We start from the raw sequence: 16,429 nt of genomic DNA on the forward strand, positions 1-16,429 counted from the left end.
GGCCGCTCAGGCCTGCGGTGCGCTCTTCAGACGGTCGGTGGCCAGCTTGGCGATCTGCCAGAACACCGAAGGGTTTGCCGTTGCCCGGGCGGAGAGCATCGCGCCGTGGATCGAGGCCATGAACGTCGCGGCCTCCGCCGAAGGCGACTCGGCCAGCTGCACGACGCCCTTCGCCGCGCCTTCTTCCAGGGTCGAGGCGAGCCAGGCCTGGAGTTCATGGACGTGGCCCGCGACCTCGTCGGCCACCTCGGCGGGGATGGCCGGCAGCTCCGCCGCGAGAAGCGCGCAGATGCAGATGGGGGGATTCGAGGCCTGGATGCAGTCGGCCCAGTAACGGCTGTAGGCGACCAGCCGTTCGTGGGGATCGGTGATCGACTGTTGCAGCGACTGCAGCCCTTGGCGTATCGCCTCCCGGTGGAGGGCGACCGTGGCCTTGACCAGGTCCGCCTTGGCCGGGAAGTGGTGGTGGATGCTGGCCTTGCGGACGTCCACCCGTTCGGCGATGTCCGCATAGCTGAAGCTGTTGTAGCCACCCACGGCAAGCAGTTCGTTCGCTTGCCGAATGATCTCCCGCGCCTTCGGCGAGTACTGGGGCTGGGATGTTGCTGGTGAAGACATCGAGGGGCTACCTGGTCGCGTGGGTGTTCTGCTTATACAGCGCTCGCAGTTGCAGCGGGATACCCACGACCAGCGCCACGAGGAGCGCGCCCTGGACGCCCAGCAGCAGTGGATCCTTCATGTCCTTCACCAGCGGATCGCCGACCGGGAGCCTGCGCAGGCTCTCGCTCACGGTGGGCACCATCAGCAGGAACACGGTGACGCTGAGCGAGATCGTTTGAAGGTACGTCCACAAGCGTGCCGCCGGGCGCCATAGCGCGATGCCATAGCCGGCCAGGAGAAACGCCAGCGTGATCGTGGCGACGATCGAGCTCGCCGGTTGGTGCGCGATCGGATACACCGTCAGCACGCCCAGCAGCATGAACCAGAAGTAGGCGTTTCCGGCCCTGGTCGCGGCGGCGATGCGCCCGTGCTTGACCAGCATGTACGCGGCCAGCGGGATCGCCGGGAGGCTCCCGAGGGTATGCAGCCAGCCGATTGGTGAGATGCCCATGGAGAAGGTTCCGCTCGAGTAGGTGGCGCAAATCTACCTACCAGTAGGTAGGCAAGTCAACGACGGGCCTGCAGGGCCGGCGCCGTCCGTTCAGCGGGCCACTTCTTCCAGCCCGCCAAAACGCCGTCCCGGACGGATTTTCGTAGGATAGGGTCGCTGCCAATCACGGGGGGAGGACGACATGCACATGCTGCTGGTGATTCTCGGCGGGCTGGTCCTGCTGGGCGTGTTCGGGTTGTTCGGCTGGCTTTGGGGCGGCAATGCCGCCGGGGTGGCGGTGGCGGCCAAGGCCTTCGTGCCGGTGTGGCTGGTGCTTGCCGTCGCCAACCTGTGGGTGGGCGTCCACCATGCCGGTTACAGCGTCCGCGAAGAGCTTCCGATCCTGGTGGTCGTCTTCCTGGTGCCGGCCGCGGTCGCTGCCGTGGTCGTCTGGAGCCTGTCGCGCGCATGAGCGGCCCCATGTCCGGATCGCCGTCCACCGGCCACCATCCGCTGCTGCGCCGCCGCGATGGCCACCATGCCCGGGTCGGTTACGAAGAGCTTTTCTTCGACCTGGTCTACGTCTTCGCCGTCACCCAGCTCAGCCACCAGCTGCTGCACCACCTGAGCCCGGCGGGCGTCCTGGAGGCGCTCGTCCTGTGGTTCGCGGTATGGCTCGGCTGGCAGTACACCTGCTGGGTCACCAACTGGTTCGATCCGGAAACCCCGCGCATCCGCGGCCTGCTGTTCGCCACCATGCTGCTGGGGCTGGCGATGGCCGCCAGCATCCCCCAGGCCTTCGGCGACCGGGGCCTGGTATTCGCCGGCTGCTATGCCGCGATGCAGGTGGGGCGCACGGCGTTCATCGTGCTGCAGCTGCCGTCCTCCCATCCGCTGTCGCCGAACTACCGGCGCATGCTCGGCTGGGTGTCCATCTCGGCCGTGTTCTGGATCGCCGGCGGGCTGGCCGAGCACGGCATGCGGATCGCGTTGTGGTGCATCGCGGTGCTGTGCGAATACGTCTCGCCCATGTTCGGTTTCGCGCTGCCTGGGTTGGGACGTTCGCGGACGCGCGAATGGACCATCGAGGGCGGCCATCTGGCCGAACGCTGCCAGTTGTTCGTGATCGTCGCGCTGGGCGAGACCCTGCTCGCCAGCGGCGCGGTGCTGGCGGACGCGCCGGCCTGGGACGGCGGGATTGTGCTCGCGCTGCTGGCGACCTTCGTCGGCACGCTTGCGCTGTGGTGGTTGTACTTCGGCACGTCCAGCAAGGACGCGACCGCCGCCATCGTCCACTCCGACGATCCCGGGCGCATGGGCGCGTACTTCCACTACATCCACGCCATCCTGGTGGCGGGCGTGATCGCCTCGGCGGTCGGCAACGACGTGGTGATGGCGCATCCGTACGGCCGCCCGGACCTCGCGCAGGTCGCGGTGCTGATCGCCGGCCCGGCGATCTACCTGCTCGGCAGCGCCGTGTACAAGAAGGTCGTGTACGGCACGGTGCCGCGATCGCACGTGGTCGGCGCCGTGGCGTTGCTGGCGTCGGCGCCGCTCGCCCCGGCGACCAACCTGCTGGTCATGGGCTGGCTGACGCTCGCCATCATGCTGGCGGTGGCCGCGTGGGAGCTGCGCGCGCGCCGCGGCCGGCCGGCGTGAGCCGCCGGCTGGGCGTGTCGGCGCTCCGGGCCACGGCGTTCACTACTCCGCCATGGCTTCGTCGCCCGACTGGTTGCCGACGGCCGTGGAGGTGCGGGCGCCCGTGGCGGCGCGGATTCCGGGACGGGGGACGCTTTCCGGTCCGTTCATGCCGGCGACGGTAGGGTGCGCGTGACCTGGATGGAGACCTGCAATGAAGCTTCTTTCGATAGCCGGCGCGTTGACGCTCGCCTTCTCCGGTGCCGCCGGCGCCGACGAGCGTTGGCAGGATGGCCGCGAAGCGGACAAGGACCGCGCGGAGGCCTGGCGCGAGTACGAGAAGGACCGCCGCGAGGCGATGCGCGAGTCTGAGAAGGATCGGCGCGAGGCCGAGCGGGAATACTGGAAGGACCGTCGCGAGGCCGAACGCGAGTACGAGAAGGATCGCCGGGAAGCGATGAAGGCGCGGGCCAAGGCCGAACGGCGCTGGGCGCGCGGCGAGCATATCCCGCGCGAGTACCTGGTGGAGCGCTACTACGTCCGCGATTACCGTGCGTACGACCTGGCGCCGCCGCCGCCCGGCTATACCTGGGTGCGCCCGGATCCCCGCGACGACGAGTACTACATGGTCCAGCTCGCCACCGGCGTGATCGCGCAGATCCTGGGGCAATAGCTCCCGGCCGCATGCTCGGAGGGACGTGCGCTTCGATGGCGGGCGCGTGGCTATCCGGCGCCGTCCGGATGCCGCTCGCAACACCGCCGGCAGGTGCCGGCCACTTCCAGCGCGTGCGTGGCCGGGGTGAATCCGGCGATGTGCGCGCCGGCGATCAGCTCGCTGCGCAACGCCGGGCCTTCCAGCGTCGCCACGCCGGCGCATCGCTCGCAGACGAGGAAGGTGCAGCTCCAGGCCGGGCCCGGCGGGCGCAGCATGAAGGCATTGATGGTGTTGAGCTTCACCGCCCAGCCTTGGGCCTGCAGGAACTCCAGGGCGCGATAGACGGCGGCGGGGCCGGCCTTGGGATGCGACCGGCGGATGCTGTCGAGCAGGGCGTAGGCCTTCAGCGGACCGTCGGCTTCGGCCAGCAGCCGGAGCACGCGCAGGCGCGATGCGGTCAGCTTGAGTCCGCGCCGCTGGCAGTGTTGCTGGACGGCCAGGATCCGCTGTTGCGCGCGCGCCGAGGGCGCGTGGTTTTCCAGGTGCGGGCTGGGTTGGGGCAGGGCGTGGATCATGCGTGCATGGGCCGCGGCCGTCCAAGGCTCAGGTGGGTTCGGCCACGACCACGTAGTCGTGCCCGTGTCGCAATCCGCCAAGCCGTTGCGACAGGGCCAGCGCACGCGCCTGCAGGTCGGCCACGTGGCGCAGCAGCTCCACCGCCAGGCGGCGGTCGGCCAGCTTGCCGGCGGCTTGGCTGCACATCGCCAGCTGGCTGTGGATGAAGCGCGGGCCGTAGGTGATCGGAACCAGCTCGGCATCGACCACGCGGAAGCCGGCCGCTTCCAGGCTGCGCAGCGTCCAGTCCAGCGGGTACTCGCGGTACGGGCTGTCGCCGGACAGCAGCAGGCAGGCATCGCGCAGGCGGCCGATCTCGTTGATCGTCCGCCCGGCGTCGTCGTCCGGCCGGCCGTGGATGTACGGTTGCAGGCCGATCACGTACAGCCGCCCGGCCACCAGCGGGCGCAGGCGCGCGAACAGCCGGTCCTGCCAGTACGGCGCGAAGCCCTCGATGGCACCCAGCAGGTAGTCGGCCAGCACCACGTCGAAGCGCTCGCCGGCCAGCAACGCCGGGTCCATCCAGTTGCCCACGAGCAGCGCGTCCTGTTCGCGCGGCGGTCGCTCCATCGCCTGCCGGGTCTTTTCCAGCATCTGCGTGGCGCCGGTCACCGCGGTCCAGCGGTCGCAATCCAATGCCTGCAGCCAGCGCATGGAGGCCGGCCCGGTGCCGGCATCCAGCACCGAGCCCCACGGCCGGTGGCCGTGGAGCCGGGCGACGCGTTCGTACAAGGTCACCGGGCGCTGCCTCAGAACGCGTAGCTGAAGCCGACGGTCACGTTGCGGCCGGGCAGCGGCACGGTGCTGGCCAGGAACGAGGCGTGGTTCCACACCTGCTCGTCGAGCAGGTTGCTGCCGCGCGCGAACACCCGGCTGTTGCCGTACGGCAGGCGGTAGGACACGGCCAGGTTGAGCATGTCGTAGGCCGGCGATTCCACTTCGTAGTCGGCGATGTGGGTCTGGCGGTTGACCCGGTACAGCTCCAGTTCGCCCTCGAACGCGCCCATGGCCAGGTTGGCGCGGCCGCCGAAGCGCGCCGCCGGGATGCGCGGCACGTCGCCGCCGCCGTCGGCGAAGCGCGCGCGGGTGCGGTCGCCGAACACGGTGACCGACAGGTGGTCGTTGAGCTGCAGGCCCAGTTCGGCCTCGATGCCGCGGAATTCGGCGTCGGCCTGGGTGTACTTGATCAGCCGGAAGGCTTCGTACTGGTCCAGCGTGCGCGCGTAGATGTAGTCGTCCACGTCGTTGGCGAACGCGCCCAGGCTGAACGTCACCGGGCCTTCGGTCTTGCGCAGCATCAGCTCGGCGTTCCTGGAGGTCTCCTTGGCATAGCCGGCGTCGTTGGCCGCGCCGCCGCAGGTCAGCGCGCTCGGCAACAGGCCGCACTCGTAGGTGTTGGTGGCCATGTGGATGCCGCGGGCGTACAGCTCCTGCGCGTGCGGCAGGCGCTGCGAGCGCGACAGCGAGAAGGTCAGCGACAGATCCGGGCGGAACGACCAGATCGCCGCGCCGGAGAACGAGCTGGCGGTATCGTCGAACTTGGGCCGGTTGCGCGCGTCGTTGCGCGGCTGGTGCACCAGCCATTCGTGGCGGCCGCCCAGTTCGAAGTGCCACCGGTCGTTCAGTTCGAAGTGCTCGACCAGGAACACGCCGGTGGAGCGGGTGTCCACGGTGGGCAGGAACGCTTCCACGCCGGTGGCGCTGAAGGTGGTGTCGGCGTGCTGCACGCCGAACACGCCGGTCCAGCGGCCGATCGGCACGTGTTCCAGCTCCACGCGGCTGTCGTAGCCCTTGTTGCGGAAGGTGGTGGTGACCTCTTCGCCGTCCACCTCGTCGTGGCTGTAGTCGGTATGGTTGGCACGGAAGCGGATACGGCCGATGCCCGGGAACGGATCGGCATATTCGCCACGTAGGTCGACGCGCTTGCTGGTCAGGTTGATCGCCGCCACGTGCTCGTGGTCATGGTCGTGTTCGTGCGAGTGGTCGTGGCCCTCTTCGGCGGCATGGTCGTGCGAGCCGCAGTGCAGCGCGCTGCCGTGCGGGTGGCAGCCTTCGTACTCGTGGCTGTGGCCGGGCAGCCCGTAATGGTCGTCGCGGTAGGAGTAGGCCAGGCCGACGTAGCCCTTGTCGGTGACCCAGCTGGCGCCGACGCTGCCGTTCTTCGAGCGGCTGAAGGTGGCGTCCACGCGCGATTCGTCCAGGTCAGGGGCACGGTAGTCGTCCGCGTCCTTGTACGAGCCTTCGGCATGCAGCACGAGGTGGTCGCCGAGCTGGCCGGTGATCGCGCCGGCGGCCACGCGCTCGTCGGCCACCGAGTTGCCCCGCAGCAGCAGGCGTCCCTCCAGGCCGTTGTCCGGAAGGCGGCCGGGGATCTTGTTGTCCAGCACGTTGACCACGCCGCCGATGGCGCCGCCGCCGTACAGCAGGGTGGCCGGACCGCGCAGCACTTCGATGCGCTCGCCCAGCAGCGGGTCCACGGTGACGGCGTGGTCGGGCGAGATGTCCGAGGCATCGAGCACGACCGAGCTGTCGGAGAGCACCTTCACCCGCGGCGCGGTCTGGCCGCGGATCATCGGGCGGCCCGCGCCGGCGCCGAAGGTGTCGGCCCGCACGCCGGGCAGGCCGTCGAGCACTTCGCCCAGGGTGCCGCCGCCCTGCTCGATCTTCTCGGCACCGATCACGCTGACCGGCGAGGCGATCTTGTTGGCGGCTTCCTGCATGCCCGTGACCTGGATCGTGTCCAGCGTGGCCGGCGGGGGCGTGGCGGTTTCGGCGTGCGCGCGCTGCGCGACCAGGCCGGTGGCGAGCAGCGCGACGGCGATGCTGGCGGAGAGGGATGTACGGGAAGTCGTCATGCGGTTTCCATGGCTATCGGTGACGCCGGCAGCGGCGAGAGAGGGGCCGAACGACGGGCGGCCTGCCGGCCTATTCCGCCGAGTATAAAATGTTATAACATTGCAATACATGGGATGCCAAGGCACTTGCTGCAACATTGCGGCGCGGAGCCGCTGGCGCCCGGGTGCCGGCGTGGCTGGCAAGAAAAGACAGGCCGGGAGCAACGCATGTGCAGCGGCCATGGGTTCCGGCGATCCGCCGGTGGCGAACCGCCGGCCGGCGGGAGCGGTTGATCTACTGCAGGCGCTCGCAGCGATCGACCAGCGTGGCCACGATGCGCGGCACCAGCTGCTTGCGGCGTTCGTGGTAGTCGCGCAGGGCGGATTTCAGGGCGGGCATGTCGCGCTGCCGCCAATACCGGTTCAGTTCCGAGATTTCCTCGTGCGCATGGCCGATCAGGTCCTGCTTGGCGCGGCGTACCGGCGCCAGCTTGTCGTTGGCCTACTTGACCGCCTGGTGCAACGAGCGGTGCGCCGTGGCGCGGGCGATCGCGTCGAACAGCTTCCACGTCAACTTGGCCACGTCGTGCTCCGCCGGCGCCGGATCCAACCTCCCGGCCTCCGTGCTGGGCGCGACGCCGATGTCGCAGGCCATCAGCAGCAGGCGCTGCATCCAGTCGTAAAGGTCGCGCAACGCGACCTCGCCGAGCAGCGGCACGTGCAATCCGCCGCGCGCATGGTCGGAGACCAGGCCTTCGCCGACCAGGCGATACAACGCGAACCGCACGGGCGTGGCGCTGGTGTCGAACTCCGCGGCCAGCCTGGCCGGGTCGATCCGCTGTCCGGGCGCGTAGCGTCCCGATTGCAATGCGCGCCTGAGCTGCCCGTACAGGAATGCACTCTTGGAGTGGATCGCGTTCATGGCCGAACTCCTCCCTGTCGTGACAGCCTCCTGAGCCGGATGGTAAGGGAACTGTCACATGGGCGGTGGCGACGGAGTTCGCAGTTGGGGACGATGCTGGCGGCGCGCGCCGGCAGGCCGTGCGAAGGGCGCGGTATGCGGCGGAATGCGTATTCATCGCCGCATGCGGGAAGAGTCCACGCCCAGGCTTGGCACCTATTGGCACCAAGTCCCCCGCGATGGGCTTACGATTCGCCTCGGCAAGCTCCGCGCCCGCCGGATGCACCCAGCCTCATCGCCTCGTCCACGACCGCATCGCCTCCATCGAAGGAACCTCGCATGAAGACCATCAAGCATTTCGCCCGGCGCCTGGCCATCGCGCTGGTGGCCGGCCTCGCGCTGCCCGTCATGACCGCTTCCGCGGCGCTGCCGCAGGGCGCGACCGCGCCGGAGTTCAGCCTGCAGGCGGCGCTGGCCGGCAAGCCGACCACGTTCGACCTCAAGCAGGCGCTCAAGCGCGGGCCGGTGGTGCTGTACTTCTTCCCGGCCGCCTTCACTGCGGGCTGCACGATCGAGGCGCACCGCTTCGCCGAGGCGACGCCGGAGTTCGAGAAGCTGGGCGCGACCGTCGTGGGCGTCACGGCCGGCAACCTGGACCGCGTGGAGGAATTCTCCAGCGCCGAGTGCCGGGACAAGTTCGCCGTCGCCGCCGATCCGGGCGCGAAGGTGGCGGCGAAGTTCGACGCGACCATGCAGGCCGACGGCAAGACCTTGTCCAACCGCACCTCGTTCGTCATCGCGCCGGACGGCAAGATCCTGCTCAGCTACACGGACCGCAATCCGGAGAAGCACGTGCAGATGACGATGGACGCGGTGAAGGCGTACAAGGCCGGCAAGTAGGGCCGGGATCGAATGCGAGAACGTTGGGGGAAGGCCATGCATCGGCCTTCTTCCGCGATGCCACGGTCCGTTCCGTTCCTGGAGGCGAAACAGGACGAGAGCCATGTGCGCCTGTGCGCCCGCCGCCTGGATGCGCGCCGGTAGCCATCCGGGCGGGTCGCAGCCGGGGATGACATTGCATTGACGTATGCTCGGGACTCACCTGGAGCATCGTCATGTCTTTCCAGATCAGCATCTACGACAGAAACGGGCATGGCCTGCGCCTTCCTCATGGCTGGTGGATCGACCTGGATCGCGTGCTGCCCGCCTTGGTCAACGATGCGATGCGCATCGATCTCCCCGCGTCTTCGCTGACCGAGCACCCCAGGCTGGACCCGGAAATCCTCGAGGCCCTCCATCGCCGCATCGAAGGTGCGCAATGGCTAAGGTAGCTCGCTTGCCGCCGCCGGGCGTTCGCTGGCTGACGTTCCGCCTGCACAACGGCCAGTCCATCGGTCCTGCGAAATTGCAGGCGGTCTGGTCGGACGCCGCCGAGACGAACGATTGTTCGGTCCGCAGGGAACATGTGGAAGGCGCGGGCTATGTTTATGCGCTTTATGCGCCAAGCGGGTTGCGCCTGCCGCGGCGCGCGGAGCTGCGGATGAGGGCGCTCCTCGAAAGCGCGGGCTACGTCTTCACGATGGCGGCGTTGGCAGGCCGGGCGCCCGATTGAGCGCCGCTTCCGTCCTTGGGACGGCGATGGGAACGCAGGATCGATGGCCCGGCGCCGCCGGGAGCAAGGCGAGCGAGCCGGGCCGTGCCGCTCGACCGTCCGCGCGGGCCGTCGCCGCCGTAGTGATAACCTGCGCCTCTCGCACCAGGGCTCCGCCATGACCATCGAATCCCCATCCGACCTCGAGGGCCTGCAGCGCATCGGCCGCCTCGTCGCGCAGGTGCGCGAGGCGATGCTGGCGGCGGCCGTGCCCGGCATGACCACCGCGGAGCTGGACGCGATCGGCGAACGCATGCTGGCCGAGGCCGGGGCGCGGTCGGCACCCCGCCTGGCCTACGGGTTCCCGGGCGCCACCTGCATCAGCGTCAACGAGGAGGCCGCGCACGGCGTCCCGGGCGCGCGCGTGCTGCGCGCCGGCGACGTGCTGAACGTGGACGTCTCCGCGGAACTGGATGGCTACTACGCCGACACCGGCGGCACGCGCGTGCTGCCGCCCGCCTCGGCGCGCGACACCCGCCTGTGCCATGCCACGCGCGCGGCCCTGGCCAGCGCCCTGCAGGTGGCGCGCGCCGGCCAGCCGATCAACCGCATCGGTGCGGTGATCGAGGCGACCGCACGCCGGTTCGGCTTCCGCGTGATCGAGAACCTGGGCAGCCATGGCGTGGGCCGCGCGCTGCACGAGCAGCCCGACCATATCGCCGGCTACTACGACCCGGCCGATACGCGCGTGCTGCACGAAGGCCTGGTCATCACCATCGAGCCGTTCCTCTCCACGCGGAGCCGGATGGTGGAGGAAGCCGGGGATGGCTGGACGCTGGTGGGCACGAAGGGGAACCGCTCGGCCCAGTACGAGCACACGCTGGTGATCACCCGCGGCGAGCCGATCGTGCTGACGCTGCACTGAGCCGTCGCAGGCAAGCGCGACGCCGCCGCCCGATGACCTCCTCGCCCGCAGGGCGGGTAGATCAGGGCTGCTGCCGGGCGACCCGCCGCTCTATCAGGTTGCGCGCTATCGGGCTGGGGATCGTCACGCCGTGCCACCGCATTTCGCTGACCCGGAACGTCGCCGTCGCCGTGGCCAGCACCTTGCCGGCAGGATCGAGCAGGCGCCCGGAAGTGAAGCTGATGCCGCCCTTGGCATGGTCCAGCCGGCCGATGCCGCGGATCTTTCCCGGCCGTGCCGGATTGACGAAGTTGGTCTTCGACTCGACCGTCAGCGCCATGCGGTTGATCGGCATGGTGGCGTACACGGCCGGACCCATCGTGTCGTCCAGCATGGCCGACAGAATGCCGCCCTGGATGTGGCCGAGGGGATTGGTGAACGACGCGGTCGCATCGAACTCGACGTGTATCTCGCGGTTTTCCTCGTCGTAGTCGATGAACTTCCATCCCAGCATCGTGCCCGCGTTGGGCAAGGGAAGTTCGCCGCTCACCATCTTCCAGAACAGGTTGTCGCGCTTCATCGAATCTCTCCGGAACGCAGGAATGGAATCAACCGGTGCGGAAATGCCCGGACGACAACGACAGGACGAATCCCGCCAGCGAGAACAGCACCATCACCGCCCCGAGGGACAAGGGCGTGGGCGCCTTCGTCCTGCGCCGCAGGTGCGCGGCCACCGCGATCGGCGGGACGACGGTCAGCAGGCAGAATCCCTGGAACAGCCAAAGCTGCCAGGCGACGCCCGGCCGCGAGAACAGCAGGTACAGGGACAGGAAGCCCGCGACGGCGGCCGCCAGCCAGGCCGCGCCGACCACCTTGATCAGGGCCAGCAGGAGCAGGCGCATGGGTTCGTCGATGTCCCGCCAGTCCCGTGCCACCGCCGCGCGGTGATAGGGCATGAACTCGGTGCGCTTCAGGTAGGCCAGGGCGAACAGGGCCACGAGCAGGAACGTCAGCAGGTAGCAGGACAACGCAAGCCACGCCAGTACCGTCATCGTCGCTTCTCCATGCAGGGATGCCGCGCTCCACGCGCTCCCGGAATCCATCTTGCTGTCCGCTCCCGCACCGGGGATGGCGACGCCGATGCAGGCGGACGATCGAAACGGAGAGAAACACGGCAGGCGAGTCCCCGCTGCCGGAAAGCGACGCTACCCGAAACGATCCGGGAAGAGCGAGACAAGGATCAAGGAATCGACGGGAAGTCGCGCGGGGGCGCCGCGGCCGATGGGCCACCGCTATCCGCGGGGAAGGGACATCGCGCCCCGTCCCGGTCACCGCGTGCGCACCCCCTTGGCGGGTGCGCACGCGCCGCACGGATCAGGCGGTCGGCCTGGCGCCCGCGCCCAGGTGCCGGTCGGCATGGCGGGCCTGGCGCAGCCGCCGCGCATGGGCGGCGAGCAGGTCGCCGCGGGTGAGGATGCCGACCATCGCGTGCGGCGCGTTGCGGGCGACGACGACGAGCCGGCCCACGTCGGCCTCCACCATGTGGTCGGCGGCCTCGCGCAGCGAATGGTCCTCGCGCACGGCCAGCAGGGGGCGGCGCAGCATCGCGCCGATGCGGGTGTCCGCATCCCACTGCGGATCGAGCAGGTCGCGGCGGGTGACGACGCCGAGCGCATGGCCGGCATCGTCCACCACCGGGAAGCCCTGGTGCTTGAACGCGGCCTGGCCCGAGCCGAGCCGGCTGCGCACGTCCTGCAGGCGCTCGTCGTGGCGCAGGGCCACCACATCGCGGCTGCAGGCTTCGCCGGCGGCGATCTGGTCCAGGTAGTCGGCCGCGTACTCGCTGGGCACGCGCACGCCGCGGCGAGCGATCTTCTCGGTCATGATGGTGTGGCGCATCGCCAGGCCGGAGACCAGGTAGGCGGCCGCGCAGGCGCCGAGCAGCGGCAGCAGCGCGTGCGGTTGCTGGGTGGTCTCGAAGGCGAACATCACCGAGGTGAGGAAGGCGCGCGAGGCGCCGGCGAACAGCGCCGCCATGCACACCAGCGCGGCCATGTGCGGGTCGACGTGCAGCCACGGCGCCCAGGCCGCCAGGCCGGCGCCGAGCACGCCGCCGAGCGCGCTGCCGATGGTGAACAGCGGGGCCAGGGTGCCGCCGGAGGTGCCGCTGCCGAGCGCGATCGACCACGACAGCAGCTTGGCCACGCACAGCGCCAGCAGCGTGGCCACGCCGATCCGGCCGGCGATCGCGCCGGCGATGTTGTCGTAGCCCACGCCGAGCGTGAGCGGCATGAACCAGCCGACCAGGCCGACCACCAGGCCGCCGATCGCCGGCCACCACATCCAGTGGACCGGCAGTTTCTCGAAGCCGTCCTCGATCGCGTAGGCGAGCTTGGTGATGCCCACGCCGGCGATGCCGGCGACCAGGCCGAGCATGAGATAGGCGACGAGCGCCGGTACGTCCGGCGCGGCCAATGCCGGCACCGCGAACATCGGCGCGCCGCCTTCCAGCGCGAGGTGCGCGCCGGCGCCGACCGCCGCCGCCAGCGCCACCGGGATCAGCGAGCGCGCGCGCCATTCGAACAGCAGCAGTTCGATCGCCAGCAGCACCGCCGCGAGCGGCGCGGCGAACACCGCCGCGGTGCCGGCCGCGGCGCCGGCGGCGAGCAGCGTCTTGCGCTCGTCGGCGGTAACCCGCAGCAGTTGCCCGAACAGCGAACCGAGCGCGCCGCCGGTGGCGATGATCGGTCCTTCCGCGCCGAACGGGCCGCCGGTGCCGATCGCCACGGCCGAGGACACCGGCTTGAGCCAGATCATCCGCGGCGGGATGCGGCTCTCGTTGAGCAGCACCTGTTCCATCGCCTCGGGGATGCCGTGCCCGCGGATCGCGCGCGATCCCCAGCGCGCCATCGCGCCGACCACGAGGCCGCCGACCACCGGCACCAGGATCACCCAGGCGCCGAGGTGGTGCCCGGTCGGGCTGGCGAATTCCAGGCTCCAGCGGCCGTGGAAGGCGAGGTTGGTGACCAGGCCGATCAGCGACGCGAGCAGGCGCGCCGCCAGCGCCACCAGCACGGCCACGGCCAGGGCCAGGCCGCAGATCCGCAACACGCGGCGATCCAGCGGCGCGAAGCGGCGCGGCATGTGCGCGGCGGCGAGCGAGGGCGCGAGCGAAGGCGCCGGCGACAGCGGCGCAGGGGGCGTCTGGGCAGGGGGCATCGGCGTGCCTTGCGCGTGAGTGGGCGTGGGAGGCGGGCAAGGTTACGCGGATGCCGCCGCAGTGGCTGGCTCGAAAATGAACGGTTGGACGTGGCCGGCGTACCGGAGGCGGCTTGAGCGGATCGGCATATCGAGCGAGCGTTGCCGGCGTGTCCGCCGCGGACGCGGATGGCACAGTAGCGCCGTCCTTTCTTCGCCGACGCATCGCATGAGGCTCCTGCAACCCGTCGATCCGCCCCGGGGCGGCGAACGTGCTCCCGCGCGGTCGATGCCGGCGCGGCGTTCCCCGGGCGCTTCCGATGCCGGGCCGCGCGCGCTGCGGGTGCGGCCCGGCTTCGGCGCGGCCGGATGCATCGTGCAGCGCTCCGACCTGACCTCGCACCGCATCGTGGTCGACCAGGCCACGCTGATCCTGGTCGAGGACGGGTGCAAGCGCATCCGCTGGTCCGGCGGGGAGTGCATCGCGCATCCCGGCGACGCGTTGTCGCTGCAGGCCGGGGAGGTGGTGGACATCGCCAACACGCCGGGCCGCAGCGGCAGCTATCGCGCCTTGTGGCTGATGTGGTCCGCGCAACGGCTCGCCGCCTCCGGTGCCGCGCGTCCCGACGCGGGCCCGCGCGTGGCGAAGCACGCGGCGCTGGGGGAGTCGTTCCTCGACGCGTTCCACCGCGCGTTCGGCGCGCTGGGCGATGACCGCGTGCCGGCCGCGATCGCCATCCATCGTCTCGAGGAGGTGCTGCTCTGGCTCGGCGAGCGCGGGTTCCACTTCGCGCCGCCGCGGCCGGCATCGATCGGCCAGCAGGTACGCCGGCTGCTGGCGGCCGATCCGGCCACCGGATGGTCGGTGGACCGCGTGGCGCGCCTGCTGGCGACCAGCGCGCCGACCTTGCGCAGGCGCCTGGCGGAGGAGGGCGTCGGCTTCCGCGGCCTGGTGCAGGACGTGCGCATGTTGCATGCGCTGGCGCTGCTGCAGAACACCGACCTGCCGGTGCTGCATGTCGCGCTCGCGGTCGGCTACGACTCCGCCTCGCGGTTCTCGGCCCGGTTCCGCGCGCGTTTCGGCTACCTGCCCAGCGACGTGCGCGGCGAAGGCCGCCGGCCCCGCGCCTGATCCCCGATCCGATCCCATGCGGCCCGGCGTCCCGCGACGCGGGGCGGCGATGTCCATTCGTCCACGAGGAACACCGATGCTCAGGATCCACCATCTCGGCCGCTCGCAATCCGAGCGGATCGTCTGGCTCTGCGAGGAGCTGGCCATTCCCTACGAACTGGCGAGGTACGCGCGCGACCCGGTCACGCGCATGGCGCCGCCGGAGCTGAAGGCGGTGCATCCGCTGGGCACCGCGCCGGTCGTCGAGGTCGACGGCCTGATGCTGGCCGAGTCCGGCGCCATCGTCGACTACCTGCTGGACCGCTTCGGCGAGGGACGCCTGCGGCATGGACCCGGCCATTCCGGGTACGCCGCGTACCTGTACTGGTTCCACTTCGCCAACGGCACGCTCCAGCCGGCGATGCTGCGTGCGCTCACCGTCGGCCGCTGCGGGCTGGCCCCGGAACATCCGGTCCCGGCGGCGGTGCAAGCGCGGCTGCACGGGATCCTCGCGCACGTCGACGCGCGCCTGGCGCACAGCGACCACCTGGCAGGCGAGGACTTCACCGCGGCCGACGTCATGAGCGTGTTCCCGCTGTCCACGATGCGCCTGTTCCTGCCGGTGGACCTGGGGCCCTATCCGGGCATCCGCGCCTACCTGGCGCGCATCGGCGCGCGCCCGGGCTACCGACGGGCGATGCGGAAGGGCGATCCGGACCTGGTGCCGCTGCTGGAGTGAGCCGCATCGCGACGCTCGTGTATGCCGCCGGGAATGCTGCGGACCGGACCGCTACCATGGTGCGGTTCCGCCCCGATCCCCGCTCAAGGAAGAATCATGCACGGCATCCTGAAGTACGTCCTGGCGCTGATCGCCACGGCCATGTGGGCGGTGGCCGCGTCCTGGGGATGGTTCCAACGGGCGTGCCATGCCGTGGAGGCCGGCGAAGCGCTGGGTTGGGCCGTGCTGAACCTCGTGCTGGGCCCGTTGGTCTACCCGCCCTTGCTCCTGCTCTGGGCGGTGGTCCTGCTCCTGCCGCTCGGCGCGTTGCGGCTGGAGGCCCGAATCGTCGTGCGCGCCGCCGGCCTGTGGCTCTGTGCGCTCGTCCTGGCGTTCCCGGCGGGATACCTGGTGGCGAAGGTGCTGGACGTGCACCAGCATTGCGGCTTCGGGTTCTGACCGGTCCTGCCTTCTACGCGCCGGCCTGGAGGTCCAGCGGGCCGACGTATTGCAGCGCGTCCGAGCGCGCCATGTCGTTGGGGTTCGTGCCGGGCTGGTCCTGCGGCACCTCCATGCCCTTGCCGCGGTAGAACTCGACCCAGTACGCCGGGATCCGGCCGGTCTGCGGGTTCTTGAAGTTCATCGGCTGCAGCGCGAACACGTGGCGCGCGCGGAACGCGCGTTCGATGAAGTCCGAGCAGTAATAGCTGTCCTCGTCCTGCACGTAGGTGAAGTTGTAGGGCTTGCCGAGCATGCGCCGCGCCTGCGCGATCGCGTCGGGGATGGCGTCGCGGTAGGCAGGTTCGAGCCGGTAGACGTGCACCTGCCGGTGCTTGGCCCGGGCCTCGCCGAGGAATTCGTCCAACGGCTGCTCGCGGGAGCCTTGCTCGTCGGCATGCAGCACCACGGCGACGGCATCGCGGTGCGCGACCAGGGCGACGTGGTCGAAGCTGGGCGATCCCGCCTTGGCGGTGGACTCGTCGATGGCGCCGCTCAGCCCGGTGCTGCCGGCGGTGACGAACAGCAGGTCGCCATCGTCCAGCCGCAATGCCCAGGCCGACGGGGCGAACGCGGTGGTGGTCAGCAGGGAGATCAGCAGCAGGAATGCGCGCATCGACGTCATGGGGGCGGGAAGGAGCGGGACATTATCGCCGGTGGGCTCGCCGCCTGGCGG

20 protein-coding genes are annotated in these 16,429 nt (G+C 70.3%); 10 read left to right on the forward strand and 10 right to left on the reverse strand.

Annotation, left to right across the window (positions count from 1 at the left end):
* Nucleotides 1-6: 6 nt before the first annotated feature.
* Both FD678_RS15815 and FD678_RS15820 read right to left on the reverse strand, forming a co-directional pair.
* A complete protein-coding gene (locus FD678_RS15815) occupies nucleotides 7-618 on the reverse strand; it encodes a TetR/AcrR family transcriptional regulator (RefSeq protein ID WP_140725829.1) in 612 nt (203 codons plus the stop codon).
* 7 nt (nucleotides 619-625) lie between these two features.
* A complete protein-coding gene (locus FD678_RS15820) occupies nucleotides 626-1,111 on the reverse strand; it encodes a hypothetical protein (protein WP_140725833.1) in 486 nt (161 codons plus the stop codon).
* Between the two features lie 181 nt (nucleotides 1,112-1,292).
* On the opposite strand from FD678_RS15820, the gene FD678_RS15825 reads away from it, so the two are divergent.
* From FD678_RS15825 to FD678_RS15835, 3 genes are all read left to right on the forward strand, one after another.
* Nucleotides 1,293-1,562, forward strand: coding sequence for a hypothetical protein (locus FD678_RS15825; protein ID WP_140725836.1), 270 nt, complete (start codon nucleotides 1,293-1,295; stop codon nucleotides 1,560-1,562).
* 8 nt (nucleotides 1,563-1,570) lie between these two features.
* A complete protein-coding gene (locus FD678_RS15830) occupies nucleotides 1,571-2,749 on the forward strand; it encodes a low temperature requirement protein A (protein ID WP_140725839.1) in 1,179 nt (392 codons plus the stop codon).
* A 193-nt stretch (nucleotides 2,750-2,942) separates the two neighbouring features.
* The gene (locus FD678_RS15835; protein ID WP_140725842.1) at nucleotides 2,943-3,401 is read left to right on the forward strand and encodes an RcnB family protein; all 459 of its coding nucleotides are present in this window, start codon (nucleotides 2,943-2,945) and stop codon (nucleotides 3,399-3,401) included.
* Between the two features lie 50 nt (nucleotides 3,402-3,451).
* Here FD678_RS15835 and FD678_RS15840 read toward each other — a convergent pair whose 3' ends face one another.
* The 4 genes from FD678_RS15840 to FD678_RS15855 form a co-directional block, all read right to left on the reverse strand.
* A complete protein-coding gene (locus FD678_RS15840; protein ID WP_140725845.1) occupies nucleotides 3,452-3,958 on the reverse strand; it encodes a Fur family transcriptional regulator in 507 nt (168 codons plus the stop codon).
* A 28-nt stretch (nucleotides 3,959-3,986) separates the two neighbouring features.
* Complete coding sequence (locus FD678_RS15845) at nucleotides 3,987-4,736, reverse strand: SAM-dependent methyltransferase (protein ID WP_218569772.1); 750 nt, start codon at nucleotides 4,734-4,736, stop codon at nucleotides 3,987-3,989.
* 11 nt (nucleotides 4,737-4,747) lie between these two features.
* Nucleotides 4,748-6,853 carry a TonB-dependent receptor domain-containing protein gene (locus FD678_RS15850; protein WP_140725848.1) on the reverse strand — a complete coding sequence of 702 codons (2,106 nt, stop codon included), beginning with the start codon at nucleotides 6,851-6,853 and terminating at the stop codon, nucleotides 4,748-4,750.
* A 481-nt stretch (nucleotides 6,854-7,334) separates the two neighbouring features.
* Complete coding sequence (locus tag FD678_RS15855; RefSeq protein ID WP_218569773.1) at nucleotides 7,335-7,754, reverse strand: GntR family transcriptional regulator; 420 nt, start codon at nucleotides 7,752-7,754, stop codon at nucleotides 7,335-7,337.
* A 318-nt stretch (nucleotides 7,755-8,072) separates the two neighbouring features.
* On the opposite strand from FD678_RS15855, the gene FD678_RS15860 reads away from it, so the two are divergent.
* The 4 genes from FD678_RS15860 (at nucleotide 8,073) to map (ending at nucleotide 10,249) form a co-directional block, all read left to right on the forward strand.
* Nucleotides 8,073-8,633, forward strand: a complete 561-nt coding sequence (locus FD678_RS15860) for a peroxiredoxin (RefSeq protein WP_140725851.1) — start codon at nucleotides 8,073-8,075, stop codon at nucleotides 8,631-8,633.
* A 215-nt stretch (nucleotides 8,634-8,848) separates the two neighbouring features.
* Nucleotides 8,849-9,064, forward strand: a complete 216-nt coding sequence (locus tag FD678_RS15865) for a hypothetical protein (RefSeq protein WP_140725854.1) — start codon at nucleotides 8,849-8,851, stop codon at nucleotides 9,062-9,064.
* Nucleotides 9,052-9,345, forward strand: coding sequence for a hypothetical protein (locus FD678_RS15870; RefSeq protein WP_140725857.1), 294 nt, complete (start codon nucleotides 9,052-9,054; stop codon nucleotides 9,343-9,345). The genes FD678_RS15865 and FD678_RS15870 overlap by 13 nt, the downstream gene beginning before the upstream one ends.
* Nucleotides 9,346-9,502: 157 nt before the next feature.
* Nucleotides 9,503-10,249 carry a type I methionyl aminopeptidase gene (map, locus tag FD678_RS15875; RefSeq protein WP_140725860.1) on the forward strand — a complete coding sequence of 249 codons (747 nt, stop codon included), beginning with the start codon at nucleotides 9,503-9,505 and terminating at the stop codon, nucleotides 10,247-10,249.
* Between the two features lie 61 nt (nucleotides 10,250-10,310).
* On the opposite strand, the gene FD678_RS15880 is transcribed toward map, so the two are convergent.
* The 3 genes from FD678_RS15880 to FD678_RS15890 all read right to left on the reverse strand — a co-directional run bounded on the left by FD678_RS15880 (nucleotide 10,311) and on the right by FD678_RS15890 (nucleotide 13,447).
* Entirely contained in the window at nucleotides 10,311-10,808 is a 498-nt protein-coding gene (locus FD678_RS15880; RefSeq protein WP_140725864.1) for a PaaI family thioesterase, read from the reverse strand.
* Nucleotides 10,809-10,836: 28 nt separating this feature from the next.
* On the reverse strand, nucleotides 10,837-11,280 hold the full coding sequence (locus FD678_RS15885; RefSeq protein ID WP_140725867.1) for a hypothetical protein: 444 nt from the start codon (nucleotides 11,278-11,280) through the stop codon (nucleotides 10,837-10,839).
* A 322-nt stretch (nucleotides 11,281-11,602) separates the two neighbouring features.
* Nucleotides 11,603-13,447: a chloride channel protein gene (locus FD678_RS15890; RefSeq protein ID WP_218569774.1), complete on the reverse strand. Its 1,845-nt coding sequence runs from the start codon at nucleotides 13,445-13,447 to the stop codon at nucleotides 11,603-11,605.
* Between the two features lie 208 nt (nucleotides 13,448-13,655).
* Here FD678_RS15890 and FD678_RS15895 point away from each other — a divergent pair, with 208 nt between their 5' ends.
* The 3 genes from FD678_RS15895 to FD678_RS15905 all read left to right on the forward strand — a co-directional run bounded on the left by FD678_RS15895 (nucleotide 13,656) and on the right by FD678_RS15905 (nucleotide 15,714).
* A complete protein-coding gene (locus FD678_RS15895) occupies nucleotides 13,656-14,558 on the forward strand; it encodes a helix-turn-helix transcriptional regulator (RefSeq protein WP_177497850.1) in 903 nt (300 codons plus the stop codon).
* Nucleotides 14,559-14,634: 76 nt separating this feature from the next.
* Nucleotides 14,635-15,276 (forward strand): glutathione S-transferase family protein, encoded by a 642-nt coding sequence (locus tag FD678_RS15900; RefSeq protein ID WP_140725873.1) that lies wholly within the window; start codon nucleotides 14,635-14,637, stop codon nucleotides 15,274-15,276.
* Between the two features lie 96 nt (nucleotides 15,277-15,372).
* Complete coding sequence (locus tag FD678_RS15905) at nucleotides 15,373-15,714, forward strand: hypothetical protein (RefSeq protein WP_140725876.1); 342 nt, start codon at nucleotides 15,373-15,375, stop codon at nucleotides 15,712-15,714.
* 13 nt (nucleotides 15,715-15,727) lie between these two features.
* Here the strand turns inward: FD678_RS15905 and FD678_RS15910 are convergent, their stop codons facing one another.
* Nucleotides 15,728-16,369: a YiiX/YebB-like N1pC/P60 family cysteine hydrolase gene (locus tag FD678_RS15910; protein ID WP_140725879.1), complete on the reverse strand. Its 642-nt coding sequence runs from the start codon at nucleotides 16,367-16,369 to the stop codon at nucleotides 15,728-15,730.
* Nucleotides 16,370-16,429: the final 60 nt, after the last annotated feature.

The sequence above is a fragment of the Pseudomonas sp. Hp2 genome (genome assembly GCF_006386585.1).
Lineage (GTDB): Bacteria > Pseudomonadota > Gammaproteobacteria > Xanthomonadales > Xanthomonadaceae > Pseudomonas_S > Pseudomonas_S boreopolis.